Here is an 18,806-nt window from a genome sequence, read left to right as displayed (position 1 = left end):
TGAGGGCTTTGATATCTGGTGCAGAAGGCGGGACTTGAACCCGCACACCCAAAAAAGGGCACAAGATCCTTAGTCTTGCGTGTCTGCCAATTCCACCACTTCTGCAGAATTACACTTTATTAGATTATTCTGTTGTTTCTGTGTCTGTTTCTACTGGCTGATCTGTTTCCGGTAAAAGTGGGAGTTCTTCATTTTGTGGTTGATCTGCAACCTGCTCGCGCATTTTATCTACAGCTTTAGTCGATGTAGAAGTAGCTTGAGAAGGAGTTTTTAGCTGAAGTGCTAAAAGAATGCAATTAACCATAAAAAGAACTGCCAGAATCTGAGTAGTATTTTTCAGGAATTTTGATGCGCCCTGGCCACCAAGTAAATTGGTTGCAGTTCCACCAACCATTCCATCTAAAGCACCGCCTTTACTGGATTGAGCTAAAATCACTAAAATCAAACCTGCAGAAATAATCACGTGGATTATCATTAAAAAAGTAAACATTTTATCACCTTATTCATAATATTATTATCAACACTCAACTTTGAGTGCTGGTCACTTTTATTTAATGCCCTTTTTCGTGTCAATTAGAAAAAAGAGCTTAATCAAAATTTCCTGTAAACTAAAAAAGGAACAAGATTTTAACTTAAACCAATTTCTTTACGAATAAAATCCATTTTCTGGGAAACTATCTCATTTGCCCTTTCAGCTCCATCTATCAAAACTTCATCTATGTAAGCTTTATCGCTGATCAATTGATTGTATTTATCTCGAATCGGAGTAAGTGTTTCATTCATAATCTCAAATAAATATTGTTTTGCATGACCCCAGCCCATTCCACCAGCCAGATATTTCTTTCTTAAATCTTCTTGTTGTTCTTTGGTTGAGAAGAGCTTATAAAGAGCAAAAATGCTGCAGTTATCAGGATCTTTTGGTTCGTCGATCGTTTGTGAATTCGTAACGATCTTCATGATAAGTTTTCTTAGTTTTTTGGGAGGAAGGAAAAGTGGAATTGTATTATTGTAGCTTTTACTCATTTTCCTGCCATCCAAGCCTATTACATAGCCAGTTTCTTTTTTGATCAATGCTTTGGGTATTTTCAATAACTCTTTTCCATAATTATGATTGATCGATTGAGCAATATCTACAGCCATTTCCAGGTGCTGAGCCTGATCTTTTCCCACAGGAACAACATCACTGTCGAATTGCAGAATATCTGCTGCCATTAAAACTGGATAAGTGAAAAGTCCCATATTTACACCATCATCAGGATCTTTACCGAGTTCTGTGTTTTCCTGCACCTTAGCCTTGTAGGAATGCGCTCGGTTCATCAAACCTTTTGATGTAAAAGCCATCAGAAAAGTTGTCAGTTCAAAAGTTCCCTGCACAGCCGACTGTTTATATAAGATCGATTCCTTGGGATTCAAACCCATAGCCAGCCAGGTGGCAGCAACTTCATAGGAAAGTTCCTTCACCAGTTTTGGATCCTTCATCGAGTTGAGTGCATGATAATCTGCTATGAAATATCGAGTGTCGTAATCTTCTGCCAGTTCCAAAGCCGGTTTATACATTCCGAAAAAATTACCGATATGTGGTAAACCTGTTGGTTTTATGCCGGTTAATGCAATTTTTTTTGCCATGTATTCCTCCGAAAAAAATTTCAAGTCCCCCTTTAGAAAGGGGAATAAAAGGGGGTTTACTCAATTCTTTTTAAAGTTTTATTATTTATTTAAAACCCCTCTTAATCTCCCCTTACGAAGGGGAGCAAATCCTTCCAATCACATCATACTCCCAGGAATCTTCTATTTCCACTTCCACAATATCACCAATTTCAGCTTCACCCGATTCGATGAATACAGTGCCATCGATCTCCGGTGCATCGAAATAGCTTCTTCCTTCCAGGGGAAATTCTCCATCATTACCTTTTCGGTCAATAATAACTTTGATCTTCTTGCCAATTAAACTTGCCAGGAAATCTTCAGAAATCTGTTGCTGAAGGCTCATGATTTCATCTTTTCTCTGTTCTGCAATTTCTTCTTCCACATCATTTAGCAGTTTTGCTGACGGTGTTCCATCTTCTTCAGAATAGATAAATACCCCCAATCTTTCGAACTTTGTTTTTTCTACAAATTCTTTTAATTCCAGAAATTTTTCTTCTGTTTCACCGGGATAACCAACGATCAGGGTAGTTCTAACAACCGCTTCTGGAATTTTATTTCTGATCTCGGAAATGATCTCTTCAATTCTGTTTCGAGTTACTTTACGATTCATATTCAGCAGGATCTCATTGTTTATGTGTTGGATCGGGATCTCGAAATATTTGCAAACTTTTGGAAAATTCGCAAAAGCATCGATGATCTCGGAGGTGATATGAGCGGGGTGAAGATATAATACTCTGATCCATTCTATTTCTTCGATTTCATGAAGCTTTGTCATCAATTCTGCCAGTTTGCTTTCTCCATACAGATCAAAGCCGTAGCGTGCCGAGTCCTGAGCAGTAAGGATAAGTTCCTTAACACCTCTATCTGCTAAACTTTTTGCTTCATCAATCAACTTTTGCATTGGTTCACTTTGTAACTGACCTCGAATGGATGGAATGGCACAATAACTACAATGATTGTTGCAGCCGTCACTGATGCGCAGATAAGCAAAATGTAAAGGAGTCAAGAGCTTCCTGGATTCCGTTCTATTAGTTTGGAATATCTCGGCAAATTTATCGAAATCTTTCAAATCGATCAGTTCATCAATTTCTGGAATTGATTCTTCCAGATCATTGAAATATCTTTTGACCAGGCAACCAGTAACGATCAACTTTTTGCATTTACCGGTTTCTTTATAATCTGCCATTTCCAGGATAGTATTTATCGATTCTTCTTTGGCATCAATAATGAATCCGCAAGTATTGACGACGATAATTTCTGCATCATCCAAAATTTGTGTAAACGTAAACCCAGCTTTAGAAGCGATTGCGCTGAAAACTTCACTATCGACTAAATTCTTGGAACAGCCCAAACTAACGATTGAATATTTTTTCATTTAACCTCGAATTCCCCATTTTTTTCATTTCAAAATCTGTAAGAAATAAATGTTCTTAATTCATTATTTTCTGCTTTCACATCTTCATATTCATCATAAACACCATTTCGTGAATAGTAAAGATATTCAACACCAAGCTTGAAATGACTGCTTATCGGTGTTTCGATTCTTCCATTTGTAATTTCAATTGTTTCGTGGCCAGCGGCACCACTGAGAGTGTAGAGCCAGTAACGAAGATAACCCACATACATTTCACCATATTTGCTGTTAACAAGCCAGCCTTCAAATTTGCTGCTGTATCCAGGACCTAAATTATAATCTCGATCAGCTGCCAGGGCATAAGCAGAATTACTGCCGCCTAGAATTACAGCCGAAATGTGGCAGGAAGTAAAAAGCTCCATGCCTTCATAAGCAGAGAACCTGGAAATTAACCCTCCGCCGACTCCACTGGCAGCCACTTTGTAAACATCATTTGCCAGATAATCAAAATGCTGAAAAGCCCCGGCCAGATTGTCCTGAACCATGTCTCCGGTATTTCCCACAAAGTTGAAATTTCTGCCCCAAAGCAGAGCATCTCCATAAAAATTTGTTATCGTATCAATGCCTTTCAAGTTCAATCCTAAATGCATATTAAAATAATCAAAAGGCTTGCGTTCTTCATTCAGAAAGGGAGTGCCGTAAACAAACTGTACTTTTAAAAGGGGAGACTGTTTACCGTTCAGCAGATCCAGCCCTTCACCGACCGTATTTCCGCCCAGAGAAATCTCACCGATCACATCCGGTTTTTCATTACGATAATACTTATGACGAGTTTTCGTTTTTCCTTTGATGAGGCGATTAATTCCACGAATTGGATTAATCAAACCCGCTCCGATTTCCCGGAAAGTTCGTTCAGTTCCGGTTGAGTTGTCATCCAAAATAAGAGATGAAACTCGATAGGTGATTTCGCCCATCATTATCCCGCCCAGAGTTGTAGTAAAAAGATCATTGTTGGAAGGTTTTTCGATTTCCATGAAAAGTTCCCACATCAAACTGCCGCAAAGTGCGAAAGGCGCAGACAACCAGAAATCGAAGCCATTGCTGCGAGCCGAATTGAAATACATATTGCCATGATAGGGATGCAGAAACTGGTTCATCAGGAACTGACTGTCATCAAATACAAAACCGGATTCAAGATTGCGTTTCACCGATTCGATGCTGATATTTGCCCATTCAGCTCTGGCAATGTAATGATCTACACTCCAAACACCAATATTGATACTGAATGCTTCGACAGCAGCAAACTTGAAATTGGGTTTGAACAGACTGTCAATTTGCGTTTCTTCAGAAAGAAGAACAGAACAAGTTATTAGAATTATAAATATCAAAAATATTTTCATTTGAATTCCTAAAACAGATTAATTCCTGCAAAATAAAGATAACTATCTTCATTATCGATCGATTCAGCGTCTTCTTCCAGAACATATTCACTCATTGTGGAACCACCAAAACCGCCATAAATTTCCAGCCATTTGTTAATTCTGAAAGTTGCAGAGAAACGTAGCTGAAGAGCGAAATTATCTGGATAATCGTTGTTTCCGTCTTCATCAAAATTTTCTATATGGAAGAATCCCAGGTCGGTTTCCAATCCAAATTTGTGAATTAGCCAGCGATATCCATAATGAAAACCTAACAGGGCAGAGCTATCGTAATCTGATTTTAAATTGGGAGCTCCCATTTCCACGCTAGAAACAAAATTATTTGATATAAACCTGACTGCTGTAACAAAACCGGCAAAATTGCTTACATAGTTCTGCCATTGAATATCTCCATCATCGGAAATGTTTATTAATCCAACCGGAATTCCCTTTTGTTCTTCCGCCAGATTCATCACACCGATCTGCCATTTATGATTGATCTGAGAAATATTTATCCAGCCAACTTGCAGTCCTGTTAATTCCGCACAAACGTTAACTCCAGACCACTGTAGTCCTTTCATCACTTTTCCCACAAAATTGAAAGACGATCCAAATTGCACACCTTTGAAATTGCCGCCCACAACATTGCCGGCTCCGGCAGTTTGCAGTCCCACAAATGATTTTCCTACAATATTGAAAACCGTCGATTGCTGATATCCCACAAAATTTCCGCCCAGAAAATTTACAATTCCAGAACTCTGAAATCCAACGAAACTACCACCCAGCAAATTTGCTGCAGTACCGAATTGAACTCCTTTAATGTTGTGATTTACCACGTTAATAGTTGAAAAAGACACACCTTTCAGATTTTCGTTAATCTGTGAGTAGAGGAGAGAACCTTGAATTCCTTTTACGGATTTTGAACTTACAGCAGAAAAACCGCATAAATTTACACCTTTCACTTTTCCCACTGTATTCTGGATCAGGGCTAAATTCAGATAGGTGCTGTCATGTTTAGAGTGGTTTGTGGAAAGAGGATAAACAAGACCAAAAATAACAGGTCTGAAAATTGAACGTTCTTTCTTGGCGTTGGTTATATTTTCTTGTGAAAATAAAATCGAAAAAAGCAAAACAAAAATTATCAGGAACTTAAATTTCAAATTCTTTTCTCCAAAATTATAAAATCTCGTTACGTAGCTTCTGCTGCGTAACGCCGGACTTCCGCAGCTCTTGCTGCAATATATAAAAAAGGGCGACTTTTTCAAACCGCCCTTTCTGCAAAAAATATTATTAATCCAGCAAATGGACGATAATTCCGGAACGAAGTTTAGGTTCGAACCAGGTAGATTTGGGCGGCATCACTTCGCCGGCGTCGGCGATTGCCATCAGCTGTTCGATGGAAGTTGGGAACATGGCAAAAGCAACAGCTTCACCAGCATCGACTCTTCGGCTGAGTTCGCCCAGACCGCGAATTCCACCTACAAAATCTATTCTTTCATCTTTACGGGGATCGCCGATTGCCAATATAGGATGTAAAAGGTTTTCCTGCAAAATGGAAACATCCAGAGATTTTACCGGATCTCCAGCGGGAAAAGTTCCTTCTTTTGCAGTAAGTTTGTACCAATTGCCATCCAAGTACATTCCAAAAGTGTGAAGCTCTGAAGGTTTGTATTCTTCATCTCCAATCTTTTCGATTTCGAACTTCTCTTCTACTTTTGCCAGGAAATCTTCACTGCTAAGTTCGTTCAGATCTTTCACAACGCGGTTGTAATCCATGATGTAAAGCTGATCGTGCGGGAAGATCACAGACAGGAAGTAATTATATTCCTCTTCTCCGGTATGATTGGGATTGGCAGCTCTTCGCTGCTGACCGACCTTGGTGCCGCTGGCAGAACGATGATGACCATCGGCTACATACAGAAAATCGATGTCTGCGAAAATTTTTGTGATCTTTTCGATAACTTCATCAGAAGCGATTTTCCAGAAAATATGTTTAATTCCATCATCTGTTTCTATGTTGTAAGTCGGGTCATTCTTGATGAGTTCAGCTACCAGATTGTTCATATCTTCACGAGCTTTGTAGGTGAGGAAAACAGGACCGGTATTGGCATTTAAAGTATCCACGTGTTTGATGCGGTCTGCTTCTTTTACAGCCCTGGTGTGTTCATGTTTTTTGATAATATCATTTTCGTAATCTTCGATAGAAGCACCTGCAACTAAACCGATCTCATCGATATCTCCCATGATGAGACGATAAAGATAAAAACACGGCTTTTTATCCTGGATCAAAACTCCGTCTTTGATGAATTTGTAGAGATTTTCCCGACCTTTCTGATAAACCGATTCGTCATAATGATCGGTTTCCAACGGAAGATCAACTTCCGGTTTTACCACATGCAGAAAGCTGTACGGTTTGCCTTTCACTTGCTCTCTGGCTTCTTCCGAATTTAAAACGTCGTAAGGTGGAGAGGCAACGTCTTTGATTTTATCTGCTGCCGGTCTCACACCTTTGAAAGCTTTGATTTTTGCCATTTTTCAAATTCTCCTGATCTATATTTTTAATTATTTCTTTTTATTTAACCTTGAATAGGTTTAAAAGGCTTTTCTTCCTGCTGAACCTTTTCAAGGTTTTTCTACATTCAACTCAGAAAGTCTCCAGTGCAAGAATTTGCAGAAGAGAGCTTTTCAGAGTTTCACATCACCAACCATTGAAAGGATCGACCTGAAAAAATTTCTCTGAATGAAATCCTTTCAAGGTTTTTTTTTTAATCTTTTGTTACTGCCAGCCACACTTCCTTGCCATTAACATCCCAGGTTGTTCCATCTTCATGACGTTCTGTAACTCGATGGCAGGAATTGGTAAGAGTTTCATTTTGAATGTAATCCGCAAATTTTGAGAACACAGCATCGACTTCATTATCGCCACAATAGAAAACCTTGATGCGATCCATGATCTCCAAACCTGATTCTTTGCGGGTATATTGGATTTTATTAACCAACTCCCGGGCCAATCCTTCCTGGATCAGTTCCGGTGTAAGATGAGTATCCAAAGCAACGTAAAGATCTTTATTTGTTTCAAATACGAAGCCTTCTTTATCTTTGATGGAAATGATCAAATCTTCTTCAGTAAGCTTGAATGAACTGCCGTCTACTTCCAGGAAGTAATCTTTTCCCTGGTGCAGAATTTCCACGATATGATCTGCATCCATTTCCTGTAAAGCAGCAGCGATGCGTTTCATATGTTTGCCGTATTTTGGTCCCATCACCTTAAAGTTCGGCTTGAATTCGTACTTTACGAAATCATCTTTTTCCTGGATGTATTTTATTTCTTTCACGTTTATTTCTTCTTTGATCAAGCTTTCCATTCTCTGAACCAGATGATGATATTTTGCCGGAATGTAAAGTGCACCTAAAGTTTGGCGAACCTTGATCTGACAGGTATTTCGAGCTGCACGACCTAGAGAAACCAGATCAATAACAGTCTGCATTTCTTCTTCCAACTTGGGTAAAACTACTTTCTGGTTGGAAGTGGGGAAGTCTTCCAGATGAACACTTTCTTTTCCGGTAAGATTCGTGAAAATCTCTTCTGCCAGAAATGGAGCAACCGGAGCCATTAATTTCGTGACGGAAACAAGTACCTGATAAAGTGTGAGATAAGCATCTATTTTATCTTCTGTAAGTTCCAATTCCCAATAACGACGACGACTGCGGCGAACATACCAGTTGCTAAGATCATCGATAACAAAGCCCTGAATAGATCGCACAGCTTTGGTCAAATCAAAGTTATCGAAATTCTTTGTTACATCTCTAGTTACAGAATTCAAGCGAGACATGATCCATTTATCTATCTCGGAACTCTTCTGCTCTGAAAGTTCATATTTGGAAGCATCGAATTTGTCGATATTGGCATAAGTAACGTAAAAGGAATAAACATTCTTCAGGGTGCCGAAGAATTTATTCACGATCTCTTTAACGCCGTTTTCATCAAATTTAGTGGGAATCCAGGGGGGGCTGACAGCCAGCAGATACCAGCGAATTGCATCAGCACCAAATTCATCCATCAATTTTATCGGATTTACAGAATTGCCTTTGCTCTTGCTCATCTTCTGGCCTTTTTTGTCCAGGATCAGATCATTTACAAGGCAAGCTTTGTAAGAGGATTTTCCAGTCAGCATCGTGGAAATTGCCAGAAGTGAATAGAACCAGCCGCGAGTCTGATCGATTCCTTCACTGATAAAATCTGCCGGGAAAAGTTCTTTTTCGAATCTTTCTTTATTTTCAAACGGATAATGCCACTGAGCGAACGGCATCGAACCGCTGTCGAACCAGCAATCAATAACTTCCGGTGTACGCAGCATTTTACCACCGCATTTGCATTTCATTTCGATCTCATCCACGTAAGGACGGTGAAGTTCAATATCTTCGGGAACAGCCTCACCATTTTTCAAAACGCCTTTTTCTCTCAGTTCTTCTATAGATCCTGCACTTTCGAATTCACCGCATTCCTGGCAAACCCAGATATTGAGCGGAGTTCCCCAAAAACGATTTCTGGAAATTGCCCAGTCAACGTTGTTTTCCAACCATTCACCAAAACGTTTTTCACCTACAAATGGCGGATACCATTTGATCTGCTTATTATTTTCGATCATCTGCTGTTTGTATTCACTGGTTTTGATGTACCAGCTGGAACGAGCGTAATAGATGAGCGGACTGTCGCAGCGCCAGCAGAACGGATAACTGTGCACGATCTGTTTACGCTTGTAAAGCACGCCGCGCTGATTCATATTTTTGATGATGCCTTTATCGGCATCTTTCACGAATTCACCTTTCCAATCTGAAATTACATCTTTAAACTTTCCTGCTTCATCTACTGGCTGAATTACGGGAAGATCATACTTCTGACCAAGTTCGTAGTCATCCTGACCAAATGCCGGAGCTGTGTGAACAACACCGGTTCCATCTTCCATTGTCACGTAATCTGCCAATCCTATGAAGAAAGCTTTCTTATCTGGATTTACAAATGGAAAAAGCTGTTCGTAATCTTTATATTCCAAATCTTTTCCGGCAAATTCTTCCACAATCTCATATTCGTCATCCAACACATCCAAACGTGCTTTTGCCAGAATCAGAAATTCAGCGTGATGTTTCACTTTTACATAAGTTTCAGTAGGATGAACTACCAGAGCTACGTTTGAAATTAACGTCCAGGGAGTTGTAGTCCAGGCCAGGAAATAGGTATTTTCCCAAGCTTTGGCTTTAAATTTAACAAACACAGAAGGATCTTCTGTTTCCCTGTAACCTTGAGCTACTTCATGGCTGGAAAGCGGCGTTCCACAACTGGGGCAGTAAGGAACGATTTTATGCCCTTTATAGATCAGGCCTTTTTTGTAGAAATCGTTCAAAATCCACCAGACGGTTTCGATATAATCATTTTTCAGCGTAATGTAAGGATCATCCAGATTTATCCAATAACCCATTTCTTTGGTCATTTCACGCCATTCTTTTTCGTAGGAAAACACCGATTCTTGGCATTTTTTATTAAATTTCTCAAGTCCGTATTCTTCGACTTCTTTTTTATCTTTCAGACCAAGTTGTTTTTCCACTTCGATTTCCACTGGCAGTCCGTGTGTATCCCAGCCGGCTTTTCGTTTTACCTGAAAACCTTTCATTGTTTTATAGCGGCAGACTGTATCTTTCTGGGTACGGCTCATCACGTGATGAATTCCCGGCATTCCGTTGGCTGTAGGAGGTCCTTCAAAAAAAACAAATTTATCTGAGCCTTCCCTGAAATCTTCGCTTTTCTGCGCTATGTTCTTCTTTATCCAATATTCTCTGACCTGTTTTTCCAGATCAGCGGATTTCTCTTTCATATCTATAGTTTTATACATTTTTGTTACTCCTGATTATCATTTTCATCTTCAAAAAGTTCCTGGTATTGCTCTTTCAATTCCGGAATTTCTGCTACATAATTTTTCCAGTCTTCCAGAGCTTTTTCCATGTCCACACATTTATGACACAATGCTAATGTGTTTTCGGGAGTAACTCCAATATAACCGCGGTCGTAACAATTTCCACACGACTTCTTTTTTCTGTTACGTGCCGCAAACTCCTTAGCTTTTTCTAAATGCTTTTCATCTAATTTAAACATAAATTTCCTCATTATTTAAAACTGGCTCAAAACTTCTAATATATGTATATGTGTCAATATTAAATGGGTTAGCAAAAATTTGTTGTTAATTGAAAAGTTCTATTTGTTTAATTCTTCCCAATATTCAAAAGCACGACGAATGTGGGGAATCGTGATGGATCCGCCCACGAGCAATCCCACGGAAAAAACTTCTTCGATCTCTTCAGTTGAAATTCCTTTTTCATGACATTTGCCGAGATGATATTTGATGCAGTCATCACAGCGCAGAACCAGTGATGAAACCAAGCCCAGCATCTCTTTGGTTCTGGAAGATAAAACATCATCACGATAAATCTGTCCATCCAGACTGAAAAATCGTTTAATTTCTTTATCGGAATATTTTAGAACAAGCTCGTTCAATCGTTCTCTTTCTTTATTGAATTCATCTACTTTTTTGGAAGGCATTTTGTCTCCTTTATTGAACCGTCATTCTGACGTATCTTGCACGTTGTTCTCAGGAAGAATCTCAATTGCTATTCGTGAAGTTAAGCTGCAAGAACTTTCACGAGTTCCTTCCTCAGTAATGCTAACAGGTACGTCAGGATGACGGCGTTTTTTTATTTGTCATTCTGCCTGCCCTGTGGAATGCAGCTTTGCTGCTGGTTTTTTTCCAATTCCACTGGGCCTGCCAAGACATAGCTTTGCGAAGGGGTTGACTTATCATTCACGTTGTTCTTAGTAAGAATCTTAATTATACTTCCTCTGGAACATTCAAAGTTAATTTATTTATCCACAGTGCTTTACGATCGAAGCACTTTTGATAATTCTGGATCATTAAATCTTTATCAAAATCAATTGTATCATGAAAAACTTTTTGTCCATTTATATTCACGATCACCGGAATTTCCAGGTTGATCATTTCGGGATGGAAATATAGAGCAATTTCTTTAACGCGTGATGTTTCAATTTCGAAGATATTTCCGTAATAACGAGCTTTTACAGCTCCTGATGCTTTAGAAAAACGGAAAGCATCATACTCAGTCGGACGGGGAAATCTACCTTTCAGCACAACTTCCTCTCCGTCTCGCAGAACAGTCAAAGAAAATTCATCGCCCCGCTGTTTGGCATCACGCCAGGTAACCAGACTATCAATATTTGCAGCTTCTTTTCCATCCATACCGATGATGATGTCAGCAACTTGTAATCCGGCATCTTCGGCAGCAGAATTTTCTACTATATTTGTAATCTTAGTTCCCATTCCTTCATATTCTTGGTCATGATTGAAGCCGAACATCATACGATTATCGGTAAGTTTTACGTTGTAAATTTCGTGCCATTCTTTTACATCTTGTAGTGTATCGATCTGGGTAATTTCCAGCCAGTCGCTTTTGCTGAATTCCGGTTCAGCAACCTCCCAGAAAAGTTCCGGTTGGAAGGCATCTCGAGGATGTTTGTGCATTTGAGATTTCATGAGTTTAAGATGATTTTCCAAATACGGTACTTCATGACCAGGTCCCCAGATTTCTTTGTAAAAAAGATCTGCTCCAGCTTCCTGGGCAATATTCATCAATTTTCTCATTTTTTTAGTTGGATAAAGTCCATCATTGTTATTATTTACGGCCGAAACAAAACGATTTTTCATATTTGTTGGAAATGAGTGCATGCCATTTTCCAGATTACCTACACTCAGCATTCCAATGATTGGATAGAAAGATGCAAAAGCATCGGGTCTTGTCATTGCCAAATGGAAAGAACCGGAACCTCCATCAGAAATACCGGAAACAAAAACTCTATCATCATCTACATTGAATTTTCGTTTCATTAGTTTGATCTGATTCAAAATATTTTCGGCACCAATCACATCCCACCACATACAGTACATGTTTGCAGAAGGGAAAAGAGCCAGCATATTATTTTCTTCGGCAAATGCAGCAAATTCATCGTCAGTAGAAAGATCTTCAATCGGGTAAAATTCCGGAATTCCCACACCACCATGCAGATAAACGAAAAGCGGAGATCTTTCAGTTGCTTTGTAGTTGGAAGGAATATAGTAGGCAAAAGGCGCAATCAAAGTATCATTTACGGCAATCGAATCTTTTACCAGAATTCCTGTTTTCACTGGTTGATCGAATTCATTCCAATTAGAGAGATATTGAAATGTTTCTTTTGCAGAAAGCTCATTTAAATCTTCAAAATTTTGGGAAAATAGATTGATGGAAATTATTAAAATAAAAAACATTAAAATATTTTTCATAGTTTACCTCTTCATGGTTCGACTTCGCTGACCATGACAATATTTTTATTTATAAACTTCTACTGTAACTTCTTTAATGTCGTCTTTACCGTTCATCAGTGGAACGTTAAATTTCTGCAGAATTTTAAGGTAGCGTTTTTTGGATTTGGGTTGTAATTCGATCTGGGCAATTTTGCTGGCTACAAGCTGATCTTCTTTATCGATGATCTTGATAAGAAAAGATTTTTTTAAAGCTACTGTCGCGCGATTTGCCACATTGAATTCAATATCGGCAGTTACTTTGGTGGCTTCCACAACTTCAATATTTGAAATCTTGATATTAGAGTCTTTGGTTTTGAGCCAGCAGCTGCGTCCCCAGATTCCCAGAATTACTGCCAACATTAAAAAAAGTTTTACTGACGTCGGGATCGGCCACTTCTTTTTGATATCAATGCGATCAACACTTTTCATGTCAACTCCTCATTCTTTTACCTTGAAAAGGTTTATAAGGTTTTTCTTCCCGCTCAACCTTTTCAAGGTTCTATGCTTAATTTTTTAACCCTTGAAAGGATCGAATTGAAAGAATTTCTCTGATGGAAATCCTTTCAAGGCTTTTTCACTCTATCAAACTATTGCCGGTCATTTCCTTCGGTTTTTCGATTTCCATCAAATTTAAAATCGTGGGAGCGATATCAGCTAAAATTCCATTTTGAATTTTTTCTATTTTCTTCTTTTGAGAATGTACCACGAATGGCACTGGATTTTTACTGTGTGCCGTAAAAATTCTGCCTTCTTCATCCAGCATTTTTTCGGCGTTGCCATGATCGGCTGTCAGTAGAATATTAAAACCATTTTCCCGGGCGGCTGGAATGATCTTGTTCAGACATTTATCTACAGTTTCCACAGCTTTTACTGCAGCTTCAAAAACACCCGTGTGACCGACCATATCGCAGTTTGCAAAATTAGTGATGATCAAGTCATACTTCTCGCTTCTGATTGCATCAATAAGTTTATCACACACTTCGTATGCACTCATTTCCGGCTGCAGATCGTAAGTGGCAACTTGGGGTGAATTAACCAGAATTCTATCTTCTTTTGGGAATGGTTTTTCTACTCCGCCGTTAAAAAAGAAAGTTACATGAGCATATTTTTCAGTTTCCGCCAGGCGCAATTGATTCAGCCCTTTAACGGAAATAATTTTGCCCAGAATATTATCCATTTTTTTCAAGTGATAAGCCACATCGATATAATCGTTGAATTCTATATCATATTCACTGATACTTACGAATTTTAAATTGTTGAATTCTGTTCTTTCAAACTTATCAAAATCAGGTATCTTCAAAGCTCGTGTAATTTGACGCATCCTGTCTGCCCGAAAATTAAAAGCGATCACAGCATCGTTTTCTTCGATCCTGGCAACTGGTTCACCATTTTCGATCATCACTTTTGGAATTATAAATTCATCGGTAATTTCTTCATCATAACTACCTTGAATTGCTTCTATCGGATCGGAATATTCTTCTCCTTTTCCATTCACGATTGCATCGTAAGCTTTTTCGATCCTGTCCCAGCGATTATCACGATCCATGGCATAATAACGACCGGAAATAGTCGCGATCCTGCCAATTCCAATTTCTGTGGATTTTTCCAGAAACTGCTGCATGAAGTCTATTCCGGAATGGGGAAGAGTGTCGCGTCCATCCATGAAAGCATGATAATAAACCTGATCCATTCCTTCCTGTTTACAGAGCTTCAGGAGTGCCCAGAGATGATCGATATTTGTATGCACATTGCCATCGGAAAGCAGTCCCATCAAATGCAGCTTGCTGGTATTTTTCTTTGCCTGCTCGATAGCTGAAAGCAGAACAGAATTCTGGTAGAAATCTCCATCTTCGATGGACTTCATGATGAGGCTGTTGAGCTGGTAAACCACTCTTCCGGCACCGATGTTCAGATGTCCAACTTCCGAATTTCCCATATCGCCTTTCAAAAGACCAACATTCAAACCAGAAGCATTAAGCTGGCTGTGGGGATTTTCAGCATAAAATGTATCGTAGTTCGGTGTCTTAGCAGCTTTTATGGCATTGCCGTAATCTGATTCGTTGATGCCGAATCCATCTAAGATCAAAAGTAGAGCTTTATTCATTATTTTTCCTTATTTTCTTTTTAAAATTTTCATTATCTGTGGTTATTACATCTGTGGCAGCTTCATTATCCGCAGTTACATAAAAGAATTTTTTGGAATCAGTTATAGTAGAAATATCATAAGAAATAGTTGTAGAAGTTCCCATTAACTGGAAGGTTCCATCGGGAGAATCTGCTGCATAAATTTTGTAAACCTGGGCATCTGCGACAACATTCCAACTTAAAATGGAATTGCTCTCATCTATAGAAATAGCAATTCCAGTGGGAGTTGCAGCCTGAGAAGGTGAAACTATAAGCGATACAGGAACGTTGATTAATGGCTCATCCTGATCGTTACTGGAAATTTCAATATTTGCATTGTAAGTTCCTGTTGACAGTCCAGTTGTATCAAAATCCAAGATCAAACCATCAGTTTCTCCCTGATTCAAAGATCCACTCGAACTATTTATAGTCAACCAATCTACCGGGCCATAAATTCTGAAATTAGCATTGGAAACATCATTAATATCAGGATCATTCGGATCGCTGATTCGAATAAGACAATTAGATGAATTCACATCAGCTACATTCCAACTGTAACTGCCATCATTTGGAGTCGATGAAATTATGTCTGTGTAACTTGTACCGTTATCTACCGAATATTCCAGCTTCACATTGGCAAGTGCCGCTCCGCTGTGATTCCAGGTAATATTTTGTGATGTTCCAGCTGCCCAGACTTCAGCACCATTGGGAGAGGTGAGAGTAAGATTAGCAAAGGATTCTTCAACTACAAACTCAATACACCAGTTAAGATTACTAGATGTTATTTGTGCCCAAGACCCTATATTGTACTGATACCAACCACCCTTATCAACAACTAAAGGACCATCATCTGCACCGAAAGGATTACCTGAACCTGAATAATTTAATGAATAACCAACCCAATACTCATTTCCTGAGATTAATTGTATCGGAGTCGATAATGTATGTGATGTCCATCCACCAATGTTTACTGAGCCAGTAATATCTTGAGAATAAACTAAAGGTCCCGGATTACCAGAATGTCCTCCTTCCCATACTTTGACTGTACAATTTGTAAAATCAGAAGTATATATCACCATTTTAACTTGAGTAATTTCGTTACTAGTATAATAAGATGATAATTCTGTTGAAGTAAATCTTGCAGCACAATTAATATCTCCAGGATTAGTAAATCCAACAATATAAGCCAGCCCATCATGATATTTGAGAGTTGTAGCATCTGTAGAAGTTACCGATTCCAGCTTAACTGGTACAATGGAATTGACATTTAAAGGATTTGATAATTGAACTTTTGTAAGACTTGATAGATTCTTAATATTACGTTCAGCATCACTATTGATTAATATTTCATAATACAGAATCGATCCTGCTTGTCCGTCATTACTGATGGAAAGTGTTCTTTGTGATTGCTGATCTGGAGTCAAATTTTCTGAAATTGAGGTTGGACTGACTGTGATATCAGCTGGATTTACTGTTTGAATTTCTGCTTCATACCGATAATAATTTTGTTTGGTAATAGTTACAAAAAGAACATCGCTGTCGCCAATTGCAGGTATAGAAATCGAAACCTGAGAACCTGTACCATCAGCTGTTCCCAAGATCTCACCATCAATTGTAAGAGCTATAAATGAACCTTCATCGGCTGTAACGTTAAAAGATGTTGATCCTATTGGAATAGTAGAATAATGTGATACAGAAATATTCTGTGGAACTTCAGAATAGACTGTGGAAAATGCATCTCCGTGATGATGGAAAAGATGGTAAGTTACTTCTTTATTGTTTGTATTATATGGCCAGGAAGATTGTGCTAAGAAATATTTTCCAGCCGCATTGCCAAAGGCCGGAAGTACATCTCTGGAATCTGGAGTTGTACCATAAGACGGCATAAAATCCGGCCACATATTATCGGACATGCCCCAAACGTAAACATCGTTCACAAAAGAATATGATACTTCGGAGGCTGCAATAAGTCCAAGTGCACCAGAGTTTTCTCCATTGTAAGTATAACGATGAAATTTCTCAGTAAAACATTCACCTGACATGTTATATTTTCCAGTAAGACAGTTAATTGAAAAAATAAATGATAAATCAGTATTCGTTAAGTTGTCGATACTTGATGAATTAAATGATGGTTCTCCCCATCCTTGTTCATATCCATGATCTCGATGTTGCAAAATGAATGAGCCATTGTTGATGGCATTTACTACATCTGAAGCTGTGCCTCCGCTCCAACCTCCGAGCTCTGCTGGTGTCGCTGGAATGTAGCCAACTCCGGAAGGTCCAAAATAATTTACTACTGTTGATGTATTTGTAGCAGTTGACCATGTTGATCCTGGAGTTCCAGAATAAATTGCATTGATTCTAACAGGATTCTTTCCATGAACTTCTCTAAAATAACCTCCAACAACTTCTGAGCATATTTGAAACCAACGCTCGGTTTGCCAACCTAAAGCAGTAATCGGATGATCATAAAAATTGGGATCGGTAGGTGGATTTCTTTCGTAATTCAGGAATTTTGTGATCATTGTTTGAAGTTGAATTTCATTTTGAGCAGTCATCCTGGCAAAAACAATATCTGGCATATTATTGCCATTTACATCTGCAAAAATATTATCTGAAACACAGTAGCTATTCCAAATAGGAGAAACTACAGTGTTTCCTACTGTTCCATAATCGCCCAGCAGCAGTACAGCAGCCGGAGGAGTTGTCCAATTATTATAGGCATTATTCACGTAATTTTCTATTGCCGAAACAGTATTTCCGCCGACTTCGGTTGTAGTAACGATCATCGTGGAAATTCCCTGTTTCTGGCGGAAGGTTTTGATGGAATCTGCCCAGGCTAAAAAATCAGGATCATTGGGGCAGATGATAAGATATTCGGCACCATCTCGATAAACTTCTCTATTATTATAATCCACTTCTGGAATAACATCCGAATTCAAAACAGAATCGTAAAGAATGTTATCCCACCAGCGACTACGGAGTCGATCTTCTCCAATTTGACCATTTCCTCCGATTATTGATATTTCAACTTCGATATCTCGATAAACTATCAATTCTTTGGTTACGGGATTGTATTGAAATGGAGTAATTCCCAGCATCAAAACATCTATCCCACGAATTTTCGAAGGCTTGGATATTTGAATAAAACTTTCAGGATAAAATGAATCTGAATTGTATACTTGCTCATTTTTCGTATATTCAAGCGGACCATCTTCTGTATCCAGAGGAATGCGTGGTGCAGGGGCAATTTCTATATTGGAAATAGTTTCTTTACGAAAATTTATATTGCTGATCTCCACTTTTGAATTCTGTGGAATTGCAAGATAACGACTGCTCCCCGGCAAGTTTGGCATTCCCGCATCATTTGGCAAGAATACTCCCGGAAGTGGAATCACTTTTGTAGTCTCACCTTTTAAAATAAAATCAGATAATTCAAAATTTTGAATTGAATAATTCAATTTTATTTTACTATCTGTGTTTTCAAGAATTCTAAATCCAGTTTCATTCCAGCTGTCTTCATAATTGAATATTTCAGCATTCAATATACAACTAAAAATGATAATTAGTACTATCAAAATTTTTCTCATTATATTACGCCTCTCCTTTTATACTCATACAAAACTATAATCATTAGTATATGAAGCAACAAAAATATTGAGGAAATCGGCATAAAATAATAAATATAAAAAATTTAGAAGCAGTTATTTCATTTATTTTACCACTGCTGTCCAGTTAAAGACAGTATGAAATCGTGAAGACGCAGATTATAAGTGGGTAAAATGGCATAAAAAATATTTTTCGATTTGAAATCGTAAATTCATTTTTCACCTTGCTCCATGGAGGTGGAAAATGAATAAT

At 38.5% G+C, this 18,806-nt stretch carries 13 protein-coding genes and 1 tRNA gene; all 14 read right to left on the bottom strand.

All coding sequences use genetic code 11. From position 1 onward, the window contains the following. Nucleotides 1–16 precede the first annotated feature (16 nt). Nucleotides 17–105, bottom strand: a tRNA-Leu gene (locus tag K9N40_05650). Between the two features lie 19 nt (nucleotides 106–124). Then, nucleotides 125–490 (bottom strand): preprotein translocase subunit SecG, encoded by a 366-nt coding sequence (secG, locus tag K9N40_05645; GenBank protein MCF7813938.1) that lies wholly within the window; start codon nucleotides 488–490, stop codon nucleotides 125–127. 137 nt (nucleotides 491–627) lie between these two features. Then, complete coding sequence (gene trpS, locus K9N40_05640; protein MCF7813937.1) at nucleotides 628–1,626, bottom strand: tryptophan--tRNA ligase; 999 nt, start codon at nucleotides 1,624–1,626, stop codon at nucleotides 628–630. A 112-nt stretch (nucleotides 1,627–1,738) separates the two neighbouring features. Continuing rightward, nucleotides 1,739–3,022 carry a 30S ribosomal protein S12 methylthiotransferase RimO gene (gene rimO / locus K9N40_05635; GenBank protein ID MCF7813936.1) on the bottom strand — a complete coding sequence of 428 codons (1,284 nt, stop codon included), beginning with the start codon at nucleotides 3,020–3,022 and terminating at the stop codon, nucleotides 1,739–1,741. A 29-nt stretch (nucleotides 3,023–3,051) separates the two neighbouring features. Beyond that, nucleotides 3,052–4,401: a DUF3943 domain-containing protein gene (locus K9N40_05630; protein MCF7813935.1), complete on the bottom strand. Its 1,350-nt coding sequence runs from the start codon at nucleotides 4,399–4,401 to the stop codon at nucleotides 3,052–3,054. Nucleotides 4,402–4,409: 8 nt separating this feature from the next. Beyond that, nucleotides 4,410–5,579 (bottom strand): hypothetical protein, encoded by a 1,170-nt coding sequence (locus K9N40_05625; protein MCF7813934.1) that lies wholly within the window; start codon nucleotides 5,577–5,579, stop codon nucleotides 4,410–4,412. Nucleotides 5,580–5,709: 130 nt separating this feature from the next. Further along, on the bottom strand, nucleotides 5,710–6,951 hold the full coding sequence (locus tag K9N40_05620) for a DUF1015 family protein (protein MCF7813933.1): 1,242 nt from the start codon (nucleotides 6,949–6,951) through the stop codon (nucleotides 5,710–5,712). Nucleotides 6,952–7,184: 233 nt separating this feature from the next. Then, a complete protein-coding gene (ileS, locus tag K9N40_05615) occupies nucleotides 7,185–10,307 on the bottom strand; it encodes an isoleucine--tRNA ligase (protein ID MCF7813932.1) in 3,123 nt (1,040 codons plus the stop codon). A gap of 5 nt (nucleotides 10,308–10,312) precedes the next feature. Further along, nucleotides 10,313–10,567, bottom strand: a complete 255-nt coding sequence (locus tag K9N40_05610; protein MCF7813931.1) for a hypothetical protein — start codon at nucleotides 10,565–10,567, stop codon at nucleotides 10,313–10,315. Between the two features lie 99 nt (nucleotides 10,568–10,666). After that, a complete protein-coding gene (locus K9N40_05605; protein MCF7813930.1) occupies nucleotides 10,667–11,011 on the bottom strand; it encodes a carboxymuconolactone decarboxylase family protein in 345 nt (114 codons plus the stop codon). A 286-nt stretch (nucleotides 11,012–11,297) separates the two neighbouring features. Then, nucleotides 11,298–12,800, bottom strand: a complete 1,503-nt coding sequence (locus K9N40_05600) for a PDZ domain-containing protein (GenBank protein ID MCF7813929.1) — start codon at nucleotides 12,798–12,800, stop codon at nucleotides 11,298–11,300. Between the two features lie 45 nt (nucleotides 12,801–12,845). After that, the gene (locus K9N40_05595; protein MCF7813928.1) at nucleotides 12,846–13,250 is read right to left on the bottom strand and encodes a hypothetical protein; all 405 of its coding nucleotides are present in this window, start codon (nucleotides 13,248–13,250) and stop codon (nucleotides 12,846–12,848) included. Nucleotides 13,251–13,395: 145 nt separating this feature from the next. Further along, nucleotides 13,396–14,925 carry a 2,3-bisphosphoglycerate-independent phosphoglycerate mutase gene (gpmI, locus tag K9N40_05590; GenBank protein ID MCF7813927.1) on the bottom strand — a complete coding sequence of 510 codons (1,530 nt, stop codon included), beginning with the start codon at nucleotides 14,923–14,925 and terminating at the stop codon, nucleotides 13,396–13,398. Continuing rightward, nucleotides 14,918–18,535: a hypothetical protein gene (locus K9N40_05585; GenBank protein MCF7813926.1), complete on the bottom strand. Its 3,618-nt coding sequence runs from the start codon at nucleotides 18,533–18,535 to the stop codon at nucleotides 14,918–14,920. Before K9N40_05585 ends, gpmI begins: the two co-directional genes overlap by 8 nt. Nucleotides 18,536–18,806: the final 271 nt, after the last annotated feature.

The organism is Candidatus Cloacimonadota bacterium (genome assembly GCA_021734245.1).
Classification (GTDB): Bacteria; Cloacimonadota; Cloacimonadia; order Cloacimonadales; family TCS61; genus B137-G9.
This window is presented reverse-complemented; position numbering and strand designations above follow the sequence as displayed.